Below are 23,876 nucleotides of genomic sequence, written 5' to 3'. Positions count from 1 at the left end.
GCTCAGGGCGCCTCCTTCGCCGCGCGCGCGGCGTCGCCGCCGGGCGCGAGCATCAGCGTGATCTCGACGCGCCGGTTGCGCGCGCGGTTCGCCGGCGAATCGTTCGGCGCGACCGGATCGAGCGTGCCGCGCCCTTCGGCCGTGATCCGGTCCGGACGGTCGAGCCGCGCGGCGATCAGGCCGCGGACCGCCTCCGCGCGCTCGCGCGACAAGTCCCAGTTCGACGCGAAGCGCGCGGTGTGCACCGGCGTGTCGTCGGTGTAGCCGCTCACGCGCACGCTGCCCGGCACCTGGTTCAGCGCGTCGGCGATGCGCGTGAGCACCGGCATGTAGCGATCGATCACCGAGGTCGAGCCGGACCCGAACAGGCCGTCGCCGCGCAGCACGATCACGCTGCGGTCGGCTTCGTCGCGCACGCTCACGAGCCCCGCGGCGATCTCCGGCTCGAGGAACTTCGCGACGCGCGGCGCGGGCGCCGGACGCGGCGCGGGCTGCGCCGGCTCCAGCTTCGGCACGTGCAGCGCGTCGATCGATGCGAACAGCCGGTCCGAATGCCCGGCGAGCGCGATGCGCAGCCCCGCGAACACGCCGAAGCCCACGAGCAGCGCGAGCGCGACGCACACCCACAGCGGCACCGTGAAGCGCCGCGTGACGTCGCGCGTGACGACGTCGCGCCAATGCGGCGAGAGCGCCGGATCGAACTCGCCGCGCACCGAGCGGATCGTCTGCGCGAGCTGGCGGCGCACCGCGTCGAGCTGCGTGCGGCCGTTGTCGAGCACGCGATAGCGCCCCTCGAAGCCGAGCGCGAGGCAGAAGTACAGCAGCTCGAGCAGGTCGAGATGCTGGCGCGGCTGCTGCGACAGCCGCTCCAGCAGATGGAAGAACTTCTCGCCGCCCCACGTCTCGTTGTGGAACGACACGAGCAGACTGTGCGACGACCACACGCTGCCGCCCCACGGCGTCAGCGCGGCCGCCTCGTCGAGCGCCGTGCACAGGCAGTAGCGCGCGCCGATGATCGCCTCGGACGCGACGCCCGCCTGCTGCGCGCGCTCCTCGAACTGGCGGATCTCGACGACGAGATGCTCGCGCAGCCACGCGGGATTCGGATGATGGACCGTCGAGCGAATCTGCGGCACGAGGTTCAGCAGCGGATTCGCGGCCGCGACGAGCGGATTCGTGCCGCTCGCCGCCCACCGGCCCGGCCGCGGCTGCGACGCGGCCGCGGACGCGGGCGCGGCGGCCGGCAACGCGCCGCCCGGGTTCGGCGGCACGAATCCGCCCGTGCCGGCCGAGAACGAATCGGAAGAAGTGTTCATCGCGCGATACCGCCCTCACCCGCGAATCGCCCAGAACTCCATCGAGAGTCCCGGGAATTCGCCGGCGAAATGAAATGCGAGGCCGCCGGAGCGTTCGAGCTGCTTCCACATCTCGCCGCCCTTGTCGATCTCGAAGTACGTGTGGCCCGCGTGATACGGAATCTGCCGAGGCGCGACGGGCAACTGCCGCATCGCGATGCCCGGCAGCTGCAATTGCACGAGATCGCGAATCCGCTCGACGGGCCCGAGCTTCGCCTGCGCGGGAAAGCGCGCACGCAGGCTGTCGGCCGGCACGTCGGCGCGCACCGCGAGCACGAAGCCCGCGGTATCGCGCAGCGCCGGATCGGCGATCGTCGCGACCTTCATCCCGTTGCCCGCATCGCGCAGCTCGATCTGGATCGCGTTCTGCTCGAGCACCGTCGACAGCGAGCGGCGCAGCTCCGCCATCAGTTCGCCGAAACTCGCGCGCAGATCGTCGTGCCGGTAGATGGCGAGCGACTGCGGCCGACGGCCCGCCGCAGTGAACGTGCTCAGATCGCACGCGAGCTTCAGCCAATCCCGGAACAGCGTCTCCGGATGCGCGGCGACGTCCTGCTGCGCGTGCCACGTGAGCGCCAGATAGCGGTTGACGAGTTGCAGCAGCAGGAAGTCGGCCACTTCGGACACGCCGCCGCGCCCCGGCTCCGACAGGCGCTCGCCGAGCGCCTCGCTGCGCTGCGTGAGCAGCCCGTGCAGCTCGCGCGTGTGACGCAGCAGCACCGGATCGCGCTGCGCGACGAGTCGCGGCGGAATGTAGCCGTCGTCGACGAGCAGCCGCCCATCGGTGCGCCGCTCGACGATCCGCGCGACGCCGAGCGCCTCCCAGTCGCCCGTCAATTCGGATTCGAGCATCAGGCGCACGTTCAGGCGACCGGTCTGCAACAGCGCGGGGCCGAGCGCGACCTCGTTCGCGTCGGCGATTTCGTGCTCGCGCACGACGTAGCGCGCGAAACCCGCGCCCGCGTTGCCGTTGCCGCTTCCGTTGCCGCTTCCGTTGCCTTCGCCGCCGAACGACACCTCCTGCGCGCCGCCGCGCCAGAGCGGCAGCGCGAGCACGACGAGCTGATCCTTCGCGTCGGCGGGCACGTCGAGCGGCTCGGGCCGATCGTCCGGATGCGACAGATCGAACGGCGTGCCGTCGCGCATCACGCCGGTCGCGGCGAGCAGCGCGACCTTGCCGAGCGCGAGCAGCTCGCGGTCGATTTGAAGCGCGTCGTAGCCCCAGTAGAAGCCCTGCAACGGCAGGCAGCGCATGCCGACGTAGCGTTCCCAATGCCGCTCGAGCTGCTGGAAATGCTGCGGCCGCAGGAACATGCCCTCGGTCCAGATCACACGCTGGCGCAACGCCGCCGCGGGGGTCGCGGACAATACCGGCTCGTTCATCGACGTACTCGCGAATCGCCGCCGAGGCCGATGCCGCCGTTCTTCACGGCGACCTGCAGCTTCATCTCGCTCGGCGAGGTTTGCCAGAATCGGTACAGGTTCAGTTGCTTCGCGCGCGGCAGCGGCACCGTCATCCGCCAGCGGTTCTTCTCGAGCACGCGGTATTCGGCGACGATGCCGATCGCGCCCGCGTCGACGTTGCCGCGATAGTGCAGCGTGCGCGCATCGCCCGGCCGCAGGATGATCCGGTCGACGCCGAGCAGATCCGCGCCGAGCACGCTCTGCGGCTTGTCCTGCAGCGAGAAGAAATCGGCGCTCTCGAACGCGGACGCCGTCTTCAACTGGAACACCTTCAGCACGATCGGCGACGGCTTGCGATTGATGTCCGGATTGACGTCGGGCGCGACGTCGAGCGCGATCGAATACGGCACCGCAACGGAACGCTCGGTCGCACCGCACCCGGCGAGCAGCAGCGCGCCTCCCAGCGCGACGGAACCACTGAATCGCAGTCGCATTTTCCGCCTCTTTCCTTGCATCGCAATAACATGCCCGCCGGCTTTCCGAATAAAAAGGCCGGAACCAATTTAAATAAGGTGACGATCTGACCGAACCCGATTAGGCCCATTAATTTGTAATTTCCGCGTCCTTTCATTGTGATTTCAACCTGCATTTTTTAAATAAAAGACGGGTCAAATCACCAATAATTTTTGGGTGAATTTAAATTGCTGGAAATTCGATCAGTTGAGTGACTTCCGGACAAAGCCTGACACCGCCCAGGGGTCTGATTCGCCGCGGCCGCCCGATCCGGTCCGCGCGAACGCCGGCCGGGTAGCCGCCACGCGCCCCGCGCCCCGCGCCCACTTGCCGCGAGGGCAGGGCCGCGGAGCTTGATTCGCGCCAAGCCCTTTATGCCGCCAAATAAACGACAAGCTTTTACTCGCTGGGATGAGCGCTGCAAAACAACCGACGAAAACAAAAAGCACACCGAACTATAGGTTCAACTGATGCGCTTCACAAGGCAAAGCCCCGGCCGGAAGCGGACTTTAATTCGACGTATTGTTTCAAGTTGAAACAAAAGGTAACAGGCGATCCATTTCCAATTATGGGAACTAGAATCGAACGGCACGGCGCAACGCCACGTCCATTCCACCAATATCCGTCGATTCAAGAATGAAAGGCCGCTCTTCGCTTTACATTTTTCTTGGCTTTTTGTTGGCGGGAATGAGCGGCTGCGGCACGGGCACGATTTCCCCAACGCCATCCGTCGCGCAGGCGACGCTCGACAGCGCGCACGCCGCATACGACGCGGGCGACTACCGGCGCGCGATCGCGCTGCTCGGCAGCCGTGCGCACGAGATCGACGGCGCCGACGTCAACACGCAGGTCGCCGCGCATAAGCTGCTCGCGTTCAGCTATTGCTTGACGAGGCGCATCACGCAATGCCGCGCCGAGTTCTCGAGAATTCTCGATCTCAATCCGCGCTTCGATCTGTCCCCTGCCGAGAAGGGGCATCCGATCTGGGGGCCGGCGTTCGAGTACGCGCGTCGCAGACATGCGTCGTCGTCCTGAACGAATCGAATCGGCTTTCATGCGAACGCTTCATCCATCGAACGACGCATCGACATGCAACTGACCGTTATCGAACACGCGGGCGAGCCGGTCGGCACCGACGACCGCAACGCCGTCGTGTTTCACCCGCCGGGCGGCACGATCGGCCGCGACAGCGACAATCACCTCGTGCTGCGCGACGACACGCGGCAAATCTCGCGCCTTCAGGCGCTGCTGCAAGTGGCCGACGACGCGTGCCTGCTGAAGAACCTGAGCAGCGTGTCGACGATCGAGGTGAACCGCGTGCCGATCGGCTATGCGCAGGCGCAGCGCCTGAACATGGGCGACATCATCCGGATCGGCCCTTACCTGCTGCGCGCGGAGCCCGACGACGCGATGATCGAGCGGACCATCGAAGCGGCGGCCGCCGCGCCGCCGGCGGCATCGGCATCGGCATCGCACGCGCAGACGCGGGGCGCGGGCAACAAGCTGTGGGGCCTGCTGCACGATCGCTTCGGGCTCGGCAGGACGCAGGACGCGAGCGGCAAGTCCGGCGAGCGGCCGGGCGCCGCGCCGTCGCGCCATCACGATTCGCCGGCGCGCGCCGCGCCGCGCGAGCTGCATCAGCTATCGACCGATCCGCTCGACCTGTTCGCGCAGCCGCAAGGCCATCTCGATGCGCAGGCCGGCGTCGCGCGAGAAGGCGACGGCCGCGGGCCGCCAACCGGCACGCCATCGGATCACGCGCCCGAATGGACGCAGCACGTCCGCGTGCAGCCGGCGAAATCCGCGCCGGCCGCCGCCGCGCATTCGGACGCGCCGCCCGCGCATCCGGGCGACGCGAACGATATGAATGACGCAGTCGAGACGCGCGACGCGCACGACGTGCCGTCGCGCGTGCGCGCATCGACGCCGGCGACGCCCGAGACGCTGCTGCAGGCGTTCTTCGAGGGCGCGGGGCTCGACGCCGCGGCCGAGCGGCACCATTGGTCCGCGGAGCAGTTGTTCGTCGCGGGGCAGTTGCTCGCGCTGTTCGCGAACGGCACGGTCGAGCTGCTGTCGTCGCGCAGCATCCTGAAGCGCGAAGTGAAAGCCGACATGACGATGCTGCTCGATCGCGAGAACAATCCGCTGAAGCTGCTGCCGGACGGCAGCGCGGTGCTGCGCCAGATGTTCGGGCTGCCGCTGCCGGGCTTCATGACGCCGCAAAGCGCGGTGTCCGACGCGTTCCAGGATCTGCACGCGCATCAGATCGGCATGGTGGCCGGCATGCGCGCCGCGCTGATGGACCTGCTCACGCGCTTCTCGCCGCAGCGCCTGCGCGAGCGCGACGCCGAGCCGCGGTGGCACGAGAAGCGCGTGCCCGTGCTGTACAAGGCGCGCTTGTGGGACCGCTACGTGGCCACGCATCGCGACACGCTGTTCGCGATCGAAGACGATTTCGCGTCCGTGTTCGGCAAGGCGTTCCTCTGCGCCTACGACGCGGAAGTGGAGAACTATCGCGGGCGCTGCCGGCGCTGATCCGGATTCGCCGGCGCGGAGTCCGAAGGGCCGCGAAGGGCGGCGACGAGTTGCGAATCGATTGGGGCCTCTTCGCGCGCCTTCGCGCGCACGACGATCTGCGCGAGCGCATCGCGCTCGATGCGCTCGAGCGACGCGCGCGCCGCGTCGAATTCTTCCGGCGAGCACGCCTGATGCGCGAAGCGCGCGCGCAGGCTCCGCGTGATCTGCACGACGCGCGCCGCCGCGTCGAACACATAGTGCGATTCGTAATCGAAGAAGCGATCGTGCACGGCCGCGTCGGCGGGCAGATCGGTCACGCGCATGGTGTCGGGCAACGCGATCTGCGCGCGCTCGTCGAACTCGCCGCCGATGCACAGCCACGGCTGCGTGCGCACGGGCTCCGCGAGCCAGCCCTGCACCTGCGTCGCGATGCCGCCCGCGAGGCTCGACAGCGCCGGCAGCGCGGTCGTGCCGTCGGGCCATGCGAAGTGCTCGAGCGTTCCCGTCATCGACGTCGAGAACGGCCCGCCCGTCACGTCGCGCTCGCTCGTGCCGACCTGCGCGGTGCCAAGCAAGCCGCTTTGCCGCAGGCGATCGGCCGCGAGCTGCTGCACGCGCTCGCGCGCCGCCTGCCGGAACAGGCTGCGCTCGAGCTCGGCGGTCCAGCCGCCATCCTCGACGTAATACTGATAGCGCGCGGCCCCGCTCGGCGCGACGTCGATCCGCAGGCGCGTGCCGCGCGCGCGCGGCTGCGCGGCGGGCGTGCGCGACAGCACGCCCTCGTCGACGAGGAGCGCCGGCCGGTCCATCACGACGGGCGGCAGATAGCCGAACTCGACGCCGCCGACCGTCGTATCGGCGAACAGGCCGAGATCCGGCAGCCACGTGATCGCGTGGCTGATCGCGCCGCCGCCGTAGCCGGGCACGTCGGGCAGCGTGTAGACGGAGCCGAGATTGAGCAGCACCGGCTCGCTGCGGATGCCGAGCGCCGCGAGCAGCGCGCCGAACAGCGCGACATGATCCTTGCAGTCGCCGTAGCGGTTGCGCAGGATGTCCGTCACCTTGTGCGGCGCGGCCGCGGTCTCCCCGAGAAAGAGCGCGACGTAGCGCACGTTCATGCGCACCCAGTCGTAGATCGCCCGCGCCTTCGCGCGCGCCCCGGACGCATTCGCATTCGCGGCGATCGATTCGGCGAGCCGCGCGACGGCGGGATCGGCCGCGCTCGCGTCGACGGCCGCCGCGCGATACCGGCCGGCGAACGCCGCGAAATCGCGCAGCGTCGATACCATCAGCCGGTCACCGTACGTCGCGTAGCCGACCGAGCCGCGCTCGATGCGCGGATACGGGCCGTGCCGATAATCGAATTCGTAGCGCGTGCGGCCGTTCTCCGTCACGGGCGCGCGTGCGACGTATCCGCGCGCGTCCGCGTAGAGCGGCATGTCGGCGGGCAGATCGAAGATCAGGCGCTGCGCGTCGACGGGCATGCGCGACGGCACCGCGAAGTAGCTGAAGTAGCCGGGATCGCGCGGCTTCGTGCGCGACTTGCGGAACACGAGGCGCGTGCGCGCGCCCACATCGACGCCCGGAAAGATCACCGAGCGCAGCACGCCGTCCTCGAAGAACGGCGCGCCGGCGGAGCGCTGCTCCTGTACGTCGCGAACCGCCTCCGGGCCGACCGGATGCGCGACGCCCGCGCGGTCGATCGTCTCGGCGCGCAGCAGCTCGACGCGGTCGATGTCCTTGTTGAACCACACGTAGCGCTGGGCGGCGTCGTCGATGCCGCTCGCGGTGTTCGCGCGCAGCGTCGAATCGTCATGCTCGTCGAGCGCGCCGTCGCGCTGGACGACGAACACGTGGACGTCGCTGACGACGGTCGCGGGCGCGGCGTCGGCGGCGGCGGCGGCGGAATCGGGCACGATCGGCGAAGCGCTCGCGCAGCCGATGAACAGGCTCGAGCACGCGGCGCAAGACAATCGGATCAAAACGTACATCGCAACGGACCTGCGCGAATGGAGGGCGAAGCGTCGTGGCGAACCGGGGCCGATTCGGACGGCCTGCCCCGTTCGCCGGTCGAGCCAGTGTCGGCCGCGCCCGCGCGCGCGTCAAGGCGGGCCGTCTCGGCTCGCGGCAGCCCGCCGGGAATGCGGCGGGCCGATTGCGGCACACTCGCCCGTGCGCGTCGAACGCGGAGCACGGCGGGCCGCGATGAACGCGGCGCGCGAGCCGGCATGCGCCGCCCGTCTCACATCGCCCGCACGATCCCGCCGTCGACGCGAATGCTCTGCCCCGTCACATACCCCGCGCCGTCCGACAGCAGGAACGCGACGGTCTTCGCGATCTCCTGCGTCCTGCCGAAGCGCCCCGCTGGAATGCGCGCGACGATCTCGGGCGTCTCGGGCCAACTGTCGACGAAGCCCGGCAGCACCGCGTTCATCCGGATGTTGTCGGCCGCGTAGCGCTCGGCGTACAGGCGCGTCCACGCGCCGAGCGCCGCGCGCAGCACCGACGACACCGGCATCGGCTGCTCCGGCGCGACGGCCGCGAAGCTCGACATGTTGACGGCCGCGCCGCCGCCCTGCGCCTGGAAGACCGGCGTCACGCGGCGCATCAGCCGAACGACGTTCAGCAGCACCAGATCGAGCGCGTCGTGCCAGCTCGCGTCCTCGATCGACAGCAGGTCGCCCTTCGGCGGATGGCCGGTGTTGTTGACGACCGCGTCGATGCGGCCGTAGCGCGCGAGCGTCTCGCGCACGAGCCGGTCGAGGTCGGCCTCGTCGGCGACCGAGCCGCGAACCCCGAAGCCGCCCAGCTCGCCCGCGAGCGCGACCGCGCTGCCCGACGGCGACATCAGCGCGACACGATAGCCGGCCGACGCGAGCTCGCGCGCGATCGCCGCGCCGATGCCCTTTCCCGCCGCCGTGATCAATGCGACTTTTTCTCCTGCCATGACGATCTCCCTCGAATGCGGCGCAAGCCGTGCTCGCCGCCGCGCGTTGTCCCTTTCGATGCCTTGTGCGCCGTGGCTTCCACGCGCCGGCCGCGACGTGGTAATTTAGGCCCGGCGCTGCGTGATGTCGAATCATCGTTTCTGATGTCTGACGATAGTTTTTCTGCTGTCTCGATCACTTTTATCGCTTATTCCGTTTCAGCATGCGTGCTCGAATGCCCGGCCGCCTGCCGCCGCTGAATGCGCTTCGTGCGTTCGAGGTGTCGGCGCGGCATCTGAACTTCCGCGCGGCGGCCGGCGAGATCGGCGTCACGCAAGGCGCGGTCGCGCAACAGGTGCGCCATCTCGAGGACACGCTGGGCGTGAGACTGTTCGAACGCCTGCCGCGCGGCCTCGCGCTGACGGCCGACGGGCTCGCCTATTTCGCCGACGTGCGCCGCGCGCTGAACCTGATCGGCGACGCGACGGACCGGCTCGCGAAGCGCCGTTCGAGCGTCACGATCAGCACGACGCCGTCGTTCGCGTCGCGCTGGCTGATTCCGCGGCTCGCGAGCTTCGGCGACGAGCATCCGGACGTCGACATCCGCGTGATCGCCGATTCGCAATTCGCGACCTTTCAGGGCGACGGCGTCGATCTCGCGATTCGCTACGGCAAGCCGCCGTTCGGCAAGGGGCTCGTCGCGCGCTTGCTGTTTCCGGTCGACATCCATGCGGTTTGCAGCCCCGCCCTGCTCGCGCCGTCCGGCGCGCGCGCGCGCGATCTCGCCGGACAGGTGCTGCTGCACGACGCGCACGACCTGTGGCCCGAGTTTCTCGCCGCGCTGCCCGAGCGCGCCGCCGTCGATCCGGCCAAGGGGCCGCGCTTCAATCAGTCGTCGCTCGCGATCGACGCGGCGATCGCCGGGCACGGCGTTGCGCTCGCGAGCGATCAGCTCGTCGCGCGCGACATCGAGGCCGGACGGCTGCGCCGGCTCTTCGATTTCGCGCTGCCGCTGTCGATCGGCTATTACATCGTCTATCCGAACGAGCCGCGGCGTCCGGACGACATCGCGAAAACCGAGGCCTGGCTGATCCGCGAGGCGCGGCGCGACGGCGCGTAGCGCACGCACTCGCGCCCGCGCCCGCGCCCGCGCCCGCGCCCGCGCCCGCGCCCGCGCCGGAGTCGGAGTCGGAGTCGGAGTCGGAGCCGGAGCCGGAGCCGGAGCCGGAGCCGGAGCCGGAGTCGGAGCCGGAGCCGGAGCCGGAGTCGGCGCGGATCGCCGGATCGACCTGCCGGCAGGCGTCGCGCGCCGCCATCGCCCTCGCGACTTCACACGCCGTCGAACCTCCTCGCTCACCTTCGCGCATCCTCGTGCGCCCTCACGCGCCCGCGCCGCTCTCCCGCCGCTGCGCGCACGCCCGCGCCTGGAAGCGCCGATGCTCTTCCGCCGGCACGAGCGAGCCGCCCGTCGCCCAGATCACGTGCGTCGCCGCCTCCGGAACGATTCCGCGGCCGCGCAGATAGGCGCGCCCCGCCTCCGATCCCGCGAGCCACGCCGGGCCGCCGAACGCCGCCGCCGCGGACGGCTCGAGATCGATGCCCAGCCGCTCGCGCGCGTCGAGCAGATGCGCGAACAACTGACGATCGTCGACCGTGAACACGCCCGCCGCTTGCGCGCGCAACAGCGGACCGGCGAGATGCGACGCCTGCGCGACCGCCAGCCCGTCCGCCTCGGTCCGATTGTCGAGGCCGACGTCGTAGACGGAAACCGGATGCGCGCCGCCGCTCGCGAGCTGCACGAGCACGCAAGGCGACGCGGTGGGCTCGGCCACGAACACATGCACGTGCTCGCCGTACCGCGCTTTCAGCCCGTACGCGATGCCGCCCGGCGCGCCGCCGACGCCGCATGGAAGGTGGACGAACAGCGGATGGCGCGCGTCGACCGGGCGGCCCGCCTGCGCGAGCTGCGCGGCGAGTTCGGCGGCGGCCGTCGCGTAGCCGAGAAACAGCATCCGCGAGCCTTCGTCGTCGACGAAATGACAGCGCGGCATCCCGGCGGCCTGACGCCGCCCGGCGTCGACCGCCTTTGCGTAGTCGCCCGCGTGTTCGACCACGTCCACGCCGCGCGTGCGCAGGCGCGCCCTCTTCCACGCCTTCGCATCGGCGGACATGTGCACGACGGTCCGGAACCCGAGCGCCGACGCGAGCATCCCGATGCTCAAGCCGAGATTGCCGGTGCTGCCGACCATCACCGTATGACGCGCGAACAGCGCGTGCGCTTCGCCGCTCGCGAGCGCGCGCCGGTCGGCGCCGGCGCTGACGAGGCCATGCCGTTCGGCGATCGACTCGGCGAGCGCGAGCACCTCATGAAAACCGCCGCGCGCCTTGATCGACCCCGCAACCGGCAACGCGTCGTCGCGCTTGACGAACCACGCGCCCGCTTGCGCGTGATCGGCGCGCTTCAACGGCTCGGCCGGCTGCAACGGCGACGCGATGCGCCCGCCCAACGGCCGCAGTTCGGGAAACAGCTCGGCCAGCAAGCCCGCGCAGCGGTGCAGGCGCGCGCCGGCTTCGGCGAGATCGGCGGCGGTCGGCGCGAAGTCCGGCAGCGGCTCGCCCTGATGCGGATTGAGCCACAGCGTCGGCGAGCCAGCCTGAAGTATGGCTAATAGATTGGGATCTAGCGGAAGCGGTCGGACGTCGTGCATGAGCATGAAATAAAATGCGATAAAGAAGCGCTTATCGTACGACCCACGAGCGGCACGATGAAGCGATCAATTCTTGCAAATGCATAAGTCACGCTAATGGATATCAAGCTCGATGCGCCGCTGCTCGGCGCGCTGCGCTGCTTCGAGGCGGCGGGCCGGCTCGGCAGCTTCACGAAAGCGGCCGGCGCGCTGCATCTGACGCAAAGCGCGATCAGCCAGCAGATCCGCCAGCTCGAAGCGCGCCTCGGCTACCCGCTGTTCGTGCGCCATGCGCGCGGGCTCGCGCTGACGCCGAAGGGCAGCGTGCTGTACGAAGCGACCGCGACGGCGTTCGGTTCGCTCGGCCGGACGCTGCGGCAACTGAGCGCGCCCGACGCGCCGTTGCAGGTGAGCTGCCTGCCGTCGTTCGCGCTGCAATGGCTGATGCCGAGGCTGAGCGAATTTCATCGGCTGCATCCGCAGACGCCGGTGCGGCTGCGAGCGGAGTTTCACGCGATCGACCGCGAGACGATGCGCGCGGACGACATCGACGTCGCGATTCGCTGGGACCCGTTCGACTACCGCGCGCTGCACGTCGAGCCGCTGTTCGACGAGTATCTCGTCGCGGCCGCCGCGCCCGCGTATCTCGGCCGGCATCCGCCGCGCGCGACGGCGAAATGGATATCGAGCGTCGTGCCGCTGCACGATGCATCGGCGTGGCCGGATGCGCCGCGGTACGTCGAATGGCGGACGTGGCTCGATGCCGTCGTGCCGGGTTATGCGGGGGAGTTGCGGGGGCCGGAGTTCAATCTGGCGAGTCTCGCGATCGGAGCGGCGGTTGCCGGGCAAGGCGTGGTGGTGTGCCGGGAAGCGCTCGTCAACGACGAAATCGCGCGCGGCCGGCTCGTCAACGTGCTCGGATGTCGCGTGCCCGCTCCCGCGCAATACAAGGCGATTTGCGCGCAGCCGGAAGATGCGCGGGTCAAGATGTTCGTCGACTGGCTGCGGGCTGAATCGGACGATTATGCGGCGAGGCGACACACGGCGGCCGCGCGCGCGCCCGCGGCTTGAGCCGATGCCTTTCGATACGGAAAGAGAATGACGCGATCGTCCAGTTCCCTCTTGCGCGCACGCCTCGAGGAGCAAAGCGGCCTCCTGGATGTCGAACAGTTCATCTGAGTCAATGACGGCGCCTGGCCGGCAAGCGACCGCTCGCCGGCCGCCACGTCATCGTCCTTCGGTCTGCTTCGCTGTCCCGAGGGCAGCCTCGTCGGAGCCGGCCGGCATCGAGCGACGTCCCTTTGAACCGGCTCTCGGAATGCGGAAGCGATGAGGCAGGCCCGCGGGAATCGCCCACGTCAGTCCTTCTGGATATGGGCCGCCAGAAAGTCGATCAGCAAGCGCACACGCGGCAGAAGGCCGCGCCGGGACGGGAATACCGCATGGATCACGCCTCCCTTGGGCACCCAGCCCGGCAGGACGTCGACAAGGGTGCCGTCGCGCAAGTCATCCTCGACAACCATGCACGGCAGTTGCGCGATGCCGACGCCATGTAGAGCTGCATCGCGCAGCGCATGCATGTCGTCCGTGATGAAACGGGGGTGATGGCGCAATTGCGCTTCCACGCCCTGCGGCCCCACCAATTGCCATAGGTGGTGCCGTGGCGGCCCCCAGTCGACGCTCGGGACACCCGCCAGCTCGTCAGGGGACGTCGGCAAATCACGCCCGCCCAGCAAGTGAGGAGCCGCCACCAGCCGCTGCGGGCTGTCGCCGAGGACCCGCATGACAAGGCCGCTGTCTTCCAGCGGAGGGAAGCGCACGCGGAGTGCGAGATCGATGCCTTCGCTCAGCAGGTCGACGCGGCGGTTCGTGGCTTCCAGGTGCACCTGCACCTTCGGATGAATGGCCATGAATCGCGCCACCAGGCCGCTGACGCGATACTCGAGCAGCGCCGTCGGGCAACTGAGGCTGACGATGCCCTGCGGCTCGGCGTGCTTGCGCTCTATGACCTCGCGCGCCGCCTCGGCTTCCACCAGCACGCCGAGGCAGCGATCGTAAAACTCGCGCCCGGTTTCCGTGACGGTGAAATGACGCGTTGTCCGCTGCAACAGCCGCACATCGTATTGCGCCTCCAGCGCCGCGATACGCCGGCTCAGCGTCGACTTCGGCACGCCCAGCGCCCGCCCGGCCTGAGTGAATCCCCCGTGCTCGACCACCTTCACAAAATAATAGAGATCGTTCAGATCATCCATGATTGTTCCACGCATAGAACACTGAAGGCATTTTACGGGACTGGAAACCGGCTTGTTGCACGAATAGGATTTTGGTTCGTGCCGATCGGCCCCGTCGCGCAGTCATATGAGCGTGCCGGACGGCGGCCTTGACGAGCAGAACGCCGCGGGGCTCCGACGGATCGCCACACCGGGCCGCTTTCGCTCGCGCGCGACATTGCCCCGGAGGCGTCCCGAACCTGTCGGCACGAACCGATCCAGCGAAGCACTTCGATCGGGCGGCGATCCCGACCGCGCGCCTCGAGGCCGGCTCGAACGGATCGCCGGCGCCGAAGCGCGACGCCGGCCCGCGCATCGCCCGCCGGACGGATTGACCGGGCTTGCGGCCTGCGCCCGCCGCACGACCGGAGTCGGAAGTTCGCGGCAGCCGGAGATGAACCGCCGCAGCGATTGTCCCGACGCTGCGGGGATGCGCCAAGCATCGACCATCGGGACGCGTTGTCCACTTCTTGCACTGTTTCTGGAGGCCACCATGGCGAGCGAACCCATTCGCGACCCCGCAAGCGATCACCTGCTCACACCGTTGAACGCGGCATTCGTCATCATCGATTACCAGCCGGTCCAGGTGAATTCGATCGCGTCGATGGATCGTCAACTGCTGCTCGACAACATCGTGGGGGCCGCGAAGGCCGCGGTCGCATACAAGCTGCCGATCGTCCATTCGACGGTCAACGTGAAGACCGGCCTGAACAAGCCGCCCGTCCCGCAACTGCGCGCGGTGCTTGGCGATTACCCGACCTACGATCGCACGAGCATCAACTCGTGGGAAGACGTCGAATTCCGTCAGGCGGTCGAGGCAACGGGCCGCAAGAAGTTGATCATGACGGCGCTCTGGACGGAGGCCTGCCTGACGTTCCCGGCGCTCGACGCCCTGAAGGCCGGCTACGAGGTATACGTCGTCGTCGATGCTGTCGGCGGCACGTCCGTCGCGGCGCACGAAGCCGCGCTGCGCCGCATCGAACAGGCGGGCGGCAAGATGATCAGCGTCGCCCAACTGTTCTGCGAGCTTCAGCGCGACTGGGCACGCAGCGAAACCGTACCGGCGTTCATGAACCTGTTCATCGAAACCGGCGGCACGGCCGGCATCCAGTTCGCGTACGAGAAGAACTGACGTGTCCCGCGCGCGGCCGGTTGCACCCGTCCGCGCGCGGCCGCAACGCCCGCCGAATGCGCGGGACAGAAACTTTTCCACCTCCGATCGCCTGTAGCTACCCGCACGCGGCCCGATTCGGTCAATCTCTGCGCGCACGGCGCACGGCTGCTCCCAGCGGACGCCGCGCGAGCAGGCGCATCCATCCGCTCGAATGCCACGACAGCGACGGGCGCGCCGCCGCGCGCCATGCCGCCTTGCTCAATCGGCCATCGACGCGCACGCCGCACACATGCCTCAACAGCGATTCGCATCAGAAAACAGGATTGAACGAAGGCAATCCGGCGACAGTCGAGGCGACGCGAAGCGACGACAAAACGACTCACCGCTTCCGCCGCCCGCGCCGCCCCCAACCATCCCGAAGCCCCGGCATCACGCAGCATCCGAACCCAAAGGACCGCCCATGCCAACCCCGACGCCCCGCACGCCCCACCAGCCCCAACCCGTGCGCGCCGCGCTGGCCGCCTTCATCGGCACCACCGTCGAGTTCTACGATTACTACACGTACGCCACCGCAGCCGCGCTCGTGCTCGGCGACGTGTTCTTCCCGAGCGGCAACCGCTTCGTCAGCACGATGGCGTCGTTCGCGACGTTCTTCGTCGGCTTCGTCGCGCGCCCGCTGAGCGGCGCGGTGTTCGGCCATCTCGGCGACCGGATCGGCCGCAAGAAAATGCTCGTCCTGACGATGTTCCTGATGGGAATCGCGACGACCGGCATCGGCCTGTTGCCCGGTTACGCGACGATCGGCGTCTGGGCGCCCGCGCTGCTCGTGCTGCTGCGCATCCTCCAGGGCATCGCCGTGGGCGGCGAATGGGGCGGCGCGGTGCTGATGGCGAGCGAGCACGCGAGCGCCGCGCGCAGGACGTTCTTCGCGTCGTTTCCGCAGATGGGCAGCCCGGCCGGGCTGATCCTGTCGCTGCTCGCGTTCCGCTGCGTCACGTCGCTCGATCACGGCAGCTTCGTCGCATGGGGCTGGCGCCTGCCGTTTCTCGCGAGCTTCGTGCTGCTGCTGATCGGGCTGGCGGTCCGGCTCGGCGTCAACGAATCGCCGGAGTTCGAGCGCATGCGCGACAGCCGCGCGGTCGCCAGATTTCCGGTCGCCGAGGCGCTGCGCACCGCGTGGTATCCGATCGTGCTCGCCTCGGCCGCGACGACGATCGGCTCCGCCGGCTTCTTCTTCACGAACACGTTCATGATCTCGTACGTGACGACGTATCTCGGGATGTCGAAATCGCTCATCCTCGATTGCCTGTTCGCGGTCACGATCATCCAGCTGCTGTCGCAGCCCGTCTCGGCGCTGATCGCGCAACGCGTCGGCGAAACGCGCTTTCTGACCTGCGCGGCGCTGCTGTCGATGCTCACGCCGTATCCGATGTTCGTCCTCGTGCGCACGCACGATCCGGCCGCGATCGTCGCGGGCATCGCGTTCGCGGTCGTCACGCTGTCCGCGGTCTACGCGGTGATCGCCGGCTTCATGACGGCCGCGTTCCCGACGCGCGTGCGCTATTCGGGCATCTCGATCGCGTACCAGCTGTGCGCGCTCGTCGCGGGCGGCACCACGCCGCTCGTCGGCACGATGATCGCGCAGCGCTTTCGGGGCGAATGGCTGCCGCTCGCGCTGTTCTTCTCGCTGCTGTCATTCGTGTCGCTCGTCGGCATCGTCGGGCTTGGGCGGTATCGCCGCAAGCCGGGCGCAACCGCGCCGCATGCGCTCGCGGCGAATTCGTGAGCCCGCGCGGCATGCGGCGGCGCGCGCGCGGCGTCCGGGCGGCTGCGTCCTTCGCCGCATGACGCACGGCCGCCTGCGCCCGGCTTCCTCGGTATCGCGAAATCACGCGCGCGCGCTCGCCGCCGCCATTTCGGCAACATCGTCGGGCACGTGAAGGGCGTGACCGACATGTCGTCGCTCGATTCGTGGACGCGCGAGCAGTTCGATCCGACGATTGGCTGGCGCGACGTCGAATGGGTCCGGCTGCGGTGGGGCGGCAAGCTGATCGTCAAGGGCGTGCTCGATCCGGACGACGCGATCCGCGCGGTCGATGCGGGCGCGGATGCGCGCGTTGTATCGAACCACGGCGGCCGCCAGTTGGACGGCGCGATGTCGTCGGTCGAGGCATTGCCCGCCGTCGTCGACGCGGCCGGCAGGCGCGCCGAAGTGTGGCTCGACGGCGGCGTGCGCACGGGCCAGGACGTGCTGAAGGCGGTCGCGCTCGGCGCGCGCGGCACGATGATCGGCCGCGCGTTCCTCTATGGCGTCGCCGCGCGCTCTTCAGCAAGCGGCGCGTGCGCGACAGCCGCGCGCCGCAAGTCGTCGAGCGGCCGATCGACGCGCCCGGCCTCCGGATGCCGATGCACCGGCACGAGCGCTCGCATCGCGATCCCGCGCATCAGTGGTTGCGCGAGCGTGCCGCGGCCTCGGCGTGACGCGTTGCCGGTTCGCGCGCGGCGCGCCGCACTGGTCACGCCGGCCGCGCGCGCCGCGCTCGAGCGCGCGCATGCGCCCGCCGCCGGCTATTGCGCGAGCTGCAGATCCGCGATCGCCGCCGCGAGAAAGCGCGCCGCCTCGCCGCCCGTGACGACGCGATGATCGAACGTCAGGCTGAGCGGCAGCACCCGATGCACGGCCGGCGCGCCGTCCGCGGCGACGACCGCGTCGTGCACGCGCCCCGCGCCGAGAATCGCGACGGTCGGCGGCACGACGACGGGCGCCGCGTACTTGCCGCCGATCATCCCGAAGTTCGACAGCGTGATCGTGTTGCCGCGCAGTTCGTCGGGCGGAATCCTGCGCGCGCGGATGTCGGCGCGCATCCGGTCGAGCCCGCGGCGCAGGTCGGCGGCGTCGCGATGCGCGACGTCGCGCAGCACCGGCACGAAGAGGCCGTCCGGCAGATCGACCGCGATGCCGACGTCGATCTTCGCGACGACGTGCCGCCGCCCCGCCTGCCCGTCGAACCACGCATTGAGCCCGGGCTCCGCGCGGCAGCCGGCGACGAGCGCGCGGACGAGGCGCATCGTCACGTCCGCGCCCGCGGGCCACGCGTGGATGTCGGCGTCGTCGATCACGGTCGCCGCGGCCACCTCGCTTTGCGCGCGCGCCATGTTCTGCGCCATCGCGCGCCGCACGCCGCGCAGCACTTCGGGCGGCCCGAGCTCGGCCAGCACCTTCGCGACGCGCTGCACGTCCGCCGCGGTGATCACGCCGTCCGCGCCGGACGGCGTCACCATCGCCAGATCGACGTCGAGCTTGCGCGCGAGCGCGCGCACCGCCGGGATCGCCTTGAGCGCGCCGGCACCCGCGCCGAGCGCCGTGGGCGGCTCTTGCACGACGTGCTCGCCCACCGTCATGCGGCCGACCACCGTCCCCGCATCCTCCCCGCCGCCTTCGCCTTCGAACGCGACGAGCGGCGCGCCGAGGTGAACGATGTCGCCCGGCTGCCCGAACAGCTTCGCGACGCGGCCAGATTGCGGCGACGGAATCTCGACGATCGCCTTCGCGGTTTCGACGGACACGAGCGGCCGGTCCGCGTCGATCGTGTCGCCCGCCTTGACGTGCCATTCGACGATCTCCGCTTCCTGCAGGCCTTCGCCGAGATCGGGCAATTTGAAGATCTTCATGTCGTCACGCCGCCTCCAGCGTTTTCCTGGCCGCATCGACGATCCGCGCGACGCTCGGCATGTACTGGCTTTCGAGCCGGAAGAGCGGCACGACGATGTCGTAGCCCGTCACGCGCTGCACGGGCGCGAGCAGCGAATACAGGCAGCGCTCGGCGACGAGCGCGGCGATTTCCGCGCCGAAGCCCGCCGTGCGCGGCGCCTCGTGGACGATCACGCAGCGCCCCGTCTTCGACACCGACGCGACGATCGTATCGGCGTCGAGCGGCTTGAGCGTCGCGACGTCGATCACTTCGGCCGTCACGCCGTCCTGCGCAAGCTGATCGGCGGCCGCCTGCACCTCCTGCAGCGCCGCGCCCCAGCTGACGAGCGTGACGTCGGCGCCGTCGCGCAGCGTGAAGCACGTGTCGAGCGGCAGCGCTTCGCCGTTGTCTTCGACGGGCTGCCTGAACAGGCGATACAGCCGCGACGGCTCGAAGAACATCACCGGGTCCGGATCGCGAATCGCCGCGAGCAGCAGCCCGTATGCGCGCGCGGGCGTCGACGGAATCACGACGCGCAGGCCCGGAATATGCGCGAACAGCGCCTCGGGGCTCTCCGAGTGATGCTCGGGCGCGTGAATGCCCGCGCCGCACGGCGCGCGGATCACGAGCGGGCACGACAGACGCCCGCGCGTGCGATGGCGCAGCCGCGACGCGTGGTTGAGCACGTGATCGATCGCCGGATAAACGAAGCCGGTGAACTGAATTTCGGCGACGGGCCGCAGCCCCATCGCCGCCATGCCGATCGCGGCGCCCGCGATCGCCGTTTCCGCGAGCGGCGTGTCGATCACGCGCTGCGCGCCGAAGCGCGCCTGCAAGTCGACGGTCGCGCGAAACACGCCGCCGTTCGCGCCGATGTCCTCGCCGAGCAGCACGACGGACGGATCGTGCGCGAGCTCGTACGCGAGCGCGAGATTCACGGCTTCGACGAGGTTCAGCTCAGCCATGATGAAGCTCCGCGGCCGGCGCGAACGCGAGCGCCGTCGCCAACTGTTCCCGCATCGCATGCGGCAGGCTCGCGTACAGATGATCGAACATCGCCGACGTGTCCGGCTGCGGCACCGCGAGGTAGGCGCGCACCGCTTCGTCGACCTGCGCGTGGCACGCCTTGCCGAGCGCTTCGTCCCGCGCATCGTCCCAGACGTTGCGGCGCATCAGATGCTTGCGCAGCCGCAGCAGCGGCTCCAATTCCCATTGCTTGCCGACCGCATCGGCATCGCGATAGCGCGTTGCGTCGTCCGCCGTCGTGTGATCGCCGAGCCGGTAGCTGAGCGCCTCGACGAGCGCCGGGCCGCCGCCGCCCCGCGCGCGCTCGATCGCTTCGCCCACCGCCTGCCGCACCGCGACCACATCGTTGCCGTCGATCTGCCGCCCTTCGATGCCGGCTGCGATCGCCTTTTGCGCGAGCGTGCGCGCGGCGGTCTGCCGCGCGCGCGGCAACGAGATCGCCCACTGGTTGTTGTTGACGACGATGACGAGCGGCGCGCGCCACGCGCCCGCGAGGTTCATCGCTTCGTAGAAGTCGCCCTTCGACGTGCCGCCGTCGCCGAGCATCGCCACGGCGACGCGCGCTTCGCCGCGCAGCGCGAACGCATACGCGGCGCCCGCCGCATGGCACACCTGCGTGCCGATCGGCACGCAGTTCGGAAAATCCAGCCGCGCGGCCGCGAAATCGCTGCCGCGCTCGTCGCCGCCCCAATACAGCAGGCTTTCCGTCATCGTCACGCCGCGCAGGAACTGCGCCGCGTGATCGCGATACGACGGAAACAGCACGTCGTCGGCGCGCATCGCGCTCGCCACGCCCACGCCGATCGCCTCTTGCCCGATCGACGACGCGAACGTGCCGATCTTGCCGGTGCGCTGCAGCGCGACCGCTTTCGTGTCGAACGCGCGCGTCAGCACCATCGCGCGATAGAGCGGCAGCAGCGCCGCCGCGTCCTGCGCGAACGCGGGCAGCGACTGTACCGGCTCGCCGTCCGGGCCGAGGTATTGCGTGTAATCGATGTCGAAGCTGGCGATCGTGGTCATCGCGGGCCCCCCGTTTTTCTGGATGCCGAACTATCGATCGAACGCCGTTTGACGCGAACGCCGGACGCGGCGTGCTCCGCCCGGTTTCCTTCGATTCGCCGCCCGAACGCCGCGCGGCGCACCGAGGCGATTGCGCCGACCATTGACGCGCGCCGGCATTCGAGCGCGCGCGCCGCCGGACGCGTTCGCGTCAATGCGATCGGCATCGCGCCGCACGTAACTGGATTTTAGGCAATCGGATCGGCGGCAAAGGGAGGGGTTTGCACGCGGTCGGCCGCGGATTCGGCGGGCGCGCGCTCGCGGGGAAAGATGCGGCTTGCGCATTTCGGGATTCGCTCGTGCCGATCGGTTCGGATGACGTGACCGGCGAAGCAGTCAACCGGAAAAATTGACCCGCCGCGCCGCGACAGTCATGACGCAGTGCGGCAGGTCGATCAACCATACAACATGGGCCGATTGCTGCATTTTCTCGAGATCGGAAAAGGCCGGACGTCGAATAGCCTTTCCGACTTAAAAGTTAGACGATTCCGCGCGAAACGTCTGTCAATTTTGGTCAGATCGCCGCGGGAAATCCTTCGCACGGCGCTTCTTTCCTGGCGGATTCACGATCGCCGCGCGCCGAGCATGGCGTTTTGCGCGCCTCGGCGACGACGACGCCCGCGATGCGACGCCCGAGGGCCGAGGACGCCGCCGCCCCGGCGTACGCGCCGGGTTCGACGTTTGCATGCGGCGTCACCCGCATGCGTCCCCGCGCTGCCCGCGCCCGTCGAACCGAATCGCGTGCGCGCGGTTCGGCGAATCACAGATTCAGCACGATCGTCAGGCTCGGCGAGCTGCCCGAACCGGTCGCATTGTTGTTGTTCTGCTGAGTCGGATCGGTCATCCGCGTGATCGGCATGCCGGCAACCAGCGTTTTCGACGCGCCCTGCGGGTTGCGCGGGTTTCCGGACACGGTCTGCGACGCGACGCCGCCCATCGATCCGCCGCTGTCGCGGCTCGACGCCGGGATGATCGTCGCGACGTTGTGAACCGGCCCGCCGCCCACGAAGAGATGGATGACGTTCGGAAAATAGGCACGCTGGCCGCGCGGAGCAGCGGGCGCTCGGATTGCAGCGATGCGAACACTCGATGTATTCGCGACAAGCATGACGCGGCGATCGGCCCTTCCGGCGGCCAGCCGCACGAATGGATCGTCAGGATCAGGAGAACGCGGCATGCCGGCCGCCGTGCGGCGTCGCGCGGCGGACGCTCGGCAACGCCGCCCGGTTTCGCCAAGTTCGCGCATCCGTATCCTCCATGCCGGCATCGCGCGACTATTTGGGGCGATGTCATCGCTTGCGCCGGCAACGGATCGCGTTGCATCGCCGTCGATACGAGCGACGGCGCCATCGCCGAGTGAATCGCTTCATCCGGTGATTAGCATCCCGTATGTCGCAATCGCGATATTGGATTTTGTCAGTTAGTAACCTTAGAGTAACTTGACTTCAAACGATATTCGTCTATCGCCACCAAAAAACCATCCACACTCATTTATTCCATTAATACCGATCTTCATCGGCTTCCATCCGTTTCAAGCATTTTCTTGCCGAAAATCGTCGCTTTTCATCCGATTCCGTGACGGTATCCACGCCCGTACGCGATAACGTCCGCATCGCGTCTCGACAGCGCGCCCGCCGCGCCACGCCTGCGTTTCCGGCTCCGGCGCAGGCCGATCGACATCCATGATCGCAGGCACCGTGCCGACGTCGCGCGCGGCACGCGCAAACACCGCTCGCCGCATAAGCCCGCCGAATGAAGTCGAAATAATGAATGGATTCGCACTCAAGCCCGTTTGTCACTTTTCGTGAGCTTCCCGTGCAGCATCGGAATCGGATCGGATAAGATTATTTACCATTATTTTATTAAGATCTTAAGTCGGCTATGGAATACTGACGGCGATGGTTGTAAAGCGCATGTGAGAGCGCATTGATTTCCGCTGATCGGAGTGCTGCTGCACCGTATTGCCTTGCCGATGAACCGATTACCGCACATGAAAAACAGGAACTGCGACGCGTGCCGGCTCGCCCGGGACCGGTTTCGGATTCGCGCACGCGAAGGAAAGCGAACCCGGCGGTCGCCGCGCCCCGCCGCGTCGGCGCCCGCGATCCGCGCCGAGCGGATCGGCCGCGGGGCGCGCGCATTCCCCGCCTGCCCGACGTCGCGCCCGCCCCGCGATACACCCTGTCGTCACCTTCCGCATGCGACGCAACAGCCATCGTCCAGATCCATACCCAGCACCGGGCTCATGTCGCCGAATCGCGATGCAGCGCCCGCGCGACATCGGCGCTTCGTCAGCGAAAGGGCAAGCGCCGCTCGGAATTTCGAAACATGACCGTTCTTGAGGTGGGAAATATGTCCGAGGTGGGGATAAGAAATTTGAATCACCTGCGCGTTTTCATGGCGATTGTCGAGAAGGGCAGTTTCACTGCGGCGGCGGAGTGCCTGAGCATGTCGAAGTCGCTGGTCAGCGAATACCTGAGCCGGCTCGAAGCCGAAATCGACACGCAGCTGGTGATGCGCAGCACCCGCCGGATTGCGCCGACCGATGCCGGCAATAAACTGTATTCGGCATCGCAGGAGTTCGTGAGCGGCCTGTACGACGTGATCGGCAGCATCCGCCGCCTGCGTCACGAATCGACGGGCCTGTTGCGCGTCGCGGCGCCGAGCGGCTTTTCCACCGCGCATCTAAGCTCGATCGCCGCGACGTTCATCCATCAGCATCCGCAGATCGAGCTCGAAATCGTTTGCAACGACGATGAAATCGATTTGGTCGGCGAGCGCGTCGATCTCGCATTCGAGACGGGCTGGCCGAAGAAAAAAGGCTTCCGGATGAAGATGCTCGGCGCGTTCGATCAGATGCTCGTCGCGTCGCCCGAGTATTCGCGCAAGCATGCGGTGCCGAGGCATCCGGACGATCTGCCCGGCTCGCACTGGATCGGGCACGGCGGGCTCGCCAATCTCAGCTATTCGGTGTTCGGCAACGAGGGCCGATCGGTACGGGTCCAGACCAGCGGGCGGCTGAAAGTGAAGAGCGTGCTGCTCGCGCATCAGATGGCGCTCGCGGGCGCGGGCATCAGCGCGTTTCCCGATTATCTGGTGGCCGAGGACTTGCGGGAGGGGCGTCTGCACCGGCTGCTGCCGACGTGGACGATGCCGAAGGGCGGCATCTATGCGTTCCGCACGTCGCCGCGGCAGGCGTCGGTTCGCGAGCGCCTGTTTCTCTCGGCGGTCCAGGCGTATCTGGCCGGCCTGTCCGGCGAGCACTCGCGGGCGGGCGCGGCTCCGACCTAGCCGCGGATGGCGGCCGGCTGC

General features: G+C 68.7%; 19 protein-coding genes and 2 pseudogenes. 9 read left to right on the top strand and 12 right to left on the bottom strand.

The genetic code is table 11. From position 1 onward, the window contains the following. Positions 1–2: 2 nt before the first annotated feature. The 3 genes from BTH_RS01315 to tssJ are packed head-to-tail and all read right to left on the bottom strand — an operon-like array spanning position 3 to position 3,253. Entirely contained in the window at positions 3–1,316 is a 1,314-nt protein-coding gene (locus BTH_RS01315; protein ID WP_009895008.1) for a DotU family type VI secretion system protein, read from the bottom strand. Positions 1,317–1,331: 15 nt separating this feature from the next. Then, entirely contained in the window at positions 1,332–2,738 is a 1,407-nt protein-coding gene (tssK, locus tag BTH_RS01310; RefSeq protein WP_009895006.1) for a type VI secretion system baseplate subunit TssK, read from the bottom strand. Beyond that, entirely contained in the window at positions 2,735–3,253 is a 519-nt protein-coding gene (gene tssJ, locus BTH_RS01305; protein ID WP_009895004.1) for a type VI secretion system lipoprotein TssJ, read from the bottom strand. Before tssJ ends, tssK begins: the two co-directional genes overlap by 4 nt. Before the next feature lie 655 nt (positions 3,254–3,908). Between tssJ and BTH_RS01300 the strand changes: the two genes are divergently transcribed. Then, positions 3,909–4,307, top strand: a complete 399-nt coding sequence (locus tag BTH_RS01300; RefSeq protein WP_009907141.1) for a TssQ family T6SS-associated lipoprotein — start codon at positions 3,909–3,911, stop codon at positions 4,305–4,307. Between the two features lie 54 nt (positions 4,308–4,361). Next, positions 4,362–5,807 carry a type VI secretion system-associated FHA domain protein TagH gene (gene tagH / locus BTH_RS01295; protein ID WP_009895000.1) on the top strand — a complete coding sequence of 482 codons (1,446 nt, stop codon included), beginning with the start codon at positions 4,362–4,364 and terminating at the stop codon, positions 5,805–5,807. Here tagH and BTH_RS01290 read toward each other — a convergent pair. Both BTH_RS01290 and BTH_RS01285 read right to left on the bottom strand, forming a co-directional pair. After that, on the bottom strand, positions 5,783–7,780 hold the full coding sequence (locus BTH_RS01290; protein ID WP_009894998.1) for a DUF3857 domain-containing protein: 1,998 nt from the start codon (positions 7,778–7,780) through the stop codon (positions 5,783–5,785). The genes tagH and BTH_RS01290 overlap by 25 nt on opposite strands. A gap of 251 nt (positions 7,781–8,031) precedes the next feature. After that, entirely contained in the window at positions 8,032–8,736 is a 705-nt protein-coding gene (locus BTH_RS01285) for an SDR family oxidoreductase (RefSeq protein WP_009894996.1), read from the bottom strand. A 203-nt stretch (positions 8,737–8,939) separates the two neighbouring features. On the opposite strand from BTH_RS01285, the gene BTH_RS01280 reads away from it, so the two are divergent. Then, positions 8,940–9,836, top strand: a complete 897-nt coding sequence (locus BTH_RS01280; protein WP_011400849.1) for a LysR substrate-binding domain-containing protein — start codon at positions 8,940–8,942, stop codon at positions 9,834–9,836. Positions 9,837–10,095: 259 nt separating this feature from the next. Here BTH_RS01280 and BTH_RS01275 read toward each other — a convergent pair whose 3' ends face one another. After that, positions 10,096–11,430 carry a D-serine ammonia-lyase gene (locus tag BTH_RS01275; protein ID WP_009894992.1) on the bottom strand — a complete coding sequence of 445 codons (1,335 nt, stop codon included), beginning with the start codon at positions 11,428–11,430 and terminating at the stop codon, positions 10,096–10,098. A gap of 90 nt (positions 11,431–11,520) precedes the next feature. Between BTH_RS01275 and BTH_RS01270 the strand changes: the two genes are divergently transcribed. Then, a complete protein-coding gene (locus BTH_RS01270) occupies positions 11,521–12,474 on the top strand; it encodes a LysR substrate-binding domain-containing protein (RefSeq protein WP_009894990.1) in 954 nt (317 codons plus the stop codon). A gap of 287 nt (positions 12,475–12,761) precedes the next feature. Here the strand turns inward: BTH_RS01270 and BTH_RS01265 are convergent, their stop codons facing one another. Next, positions 12,762–13,655, bottom strand: coding sequence for a LysR substrate-binding domain-containing protein (locus BTH_RS01265; RefSeq protein ID WP_009894988.1), 894 nt, complete (start codon positions 13,653–13,655; stop codon positions 12,762–12,764). A gap of 511 nt (positions 13,656–14,166) precedes the next feature. Between BTH_RS01265 and BTH_RS01260 the strand changes: the two genes are divergently transcribed. The 4 genes and pseudogenes from BTH_RS01260 to BTH_RS34875 all read left to right on the top strand — a co-directional run. Continuing rightward, the gene (locus BTH_RS01260; protein WP_009894986.1) at positions 14,167–14,805 is read left to right on the top strand and encodes a hydrolase; all 639 of its coding nucleotides are present in this window, start codon (positions 14,167–14,169) and stop codon (positions 14,803–14,805) included. A 442-nt stretch (positions 14,806–15,247) separates the two neighbouring features. Continuing rightward, positions 15,248–16,573, top strand: coding sequence for an MFS transporter (locus BTH_RS01255; RefSeq protein ID WP_025992058.1), 1,326 nt, complete (start codon positions 15,248–15,250; stop codon positions 16,571–16,573). A gap of 108 nt (positions 16,574–16,681) precedes the next feature. After that, positions 16,682–17,107 (top strand): annotated as a pseudogene (locus BTH_RS34880) (alpha-hydroxy-acid oxidizing protein); the annotation flags it as partial. A 14-nt stretch (positions 17,108–17,121) separates the two neighbouring features. Continuing rightward, positions 17,122–17,268 (top strand): annotated as a pseudogene (locus BTH_RS34875) (LysR family transcriptional regulator); the annotation flags it as partial. Between the two features lie 87 nt (positions 17,269–17,355). On the opposite strand, the gene BTH_RS01245 reads toward BTH_RS34875, so the two are convergent. From BTH_RS01245 to BTH_RS01220, 5 genes are all read right to left on the bottom strand, one after another. After that, positions 17,356–18,459: a dihydrolipoamide acetyltransferase family protein gene (locus BTH_RS01245; RefSeq protein WP_009894978.1), complete on the bottom strand. Its 1,104-nt coding sequence runs from the start codon at positions 18,457–18,459 to the stop codon at positions 17,356–17,358. Between the two features lie 4 nt (positions 18,460–18,463). Beyond that, positions 18,464–19,444 (bottom strand): alpha-ketoacid dehydrogenase subunit beta, encoded by a 981-nt coding sequence (locus tag BTH_RS01240; protein WP_009894976.1) that lies wholly within the window; start codon positions 19,442–19,444, stop codon positions 18,464–18,466. Then, complete coding sequence (gene pdhA / locus BTH_RS01235; RefSeq protein WP_009894974.1) at positions 19,437–20,525, bottom strand: pyruvate dehydrogenase (acetyl-transferring) E1 component subunit alpha; 1,089 nt, start codon at positions 20,523–20,525, stop codon at positions 19,437–19,439. The genes BTH_RS01240 and pdhA overlap by 8 nt, the downstream gene beginning before the upstream one ends. A 553-nt stretch (positions 20,526–21,078) precedes the next feature. Further along, positions 21,079–21,267, bottom strand: coding sequence for a hypothetical protein (locus BTH_RS01225; protein ID WP_009894960.1), 189 nt, complete (start codon positions 21,265–21,267; stop codon positions 21,079–21,081). 57 nt (positions 21,268–21,324) lie between these two features. Further along, positions 21,325–21,708 (bottom strand): PAAR-like domain-containing protein, encoded by a 384-nt coding sequence (locus tag BTH_RS01220; RefSeq protein ID WP_308411109.1) that lies wholly within the window; start codon positions 21,706–21,708, stop codon positions 21,325–21,327. 1,208 nt (positions 21,709–22,916) lie between these two features. On the opposite strand from BTH_RS01220, the gene BTH_RS01215 reads away from it, so the two are divergent. Further along, entirely contained in the window at positions 22,917–23,855 is a 939-nt protein-coding gene (locus BTH_RS01215; RefSeq protein WP_161654586.1) for a LysR family transcriptional regulator, read from the top strand. Positions 23,856–23,876: the final 21 nt, after the last annotated feature.

Origin of the sequence: Burkholderia thailandensis E264, from assembly GCF_000012365.1 — a bacterium.
Taxonomy (GTDB): Bacteria; Pseudomonadota; Gammaproteobacteria; order Burkholderiales; family Burkholderiaceae; genus Burkholderia; species Burkholderia thailandensis.
This window is presented reverse-complemented; position numbering and strand designations above follow the sequence as displayed.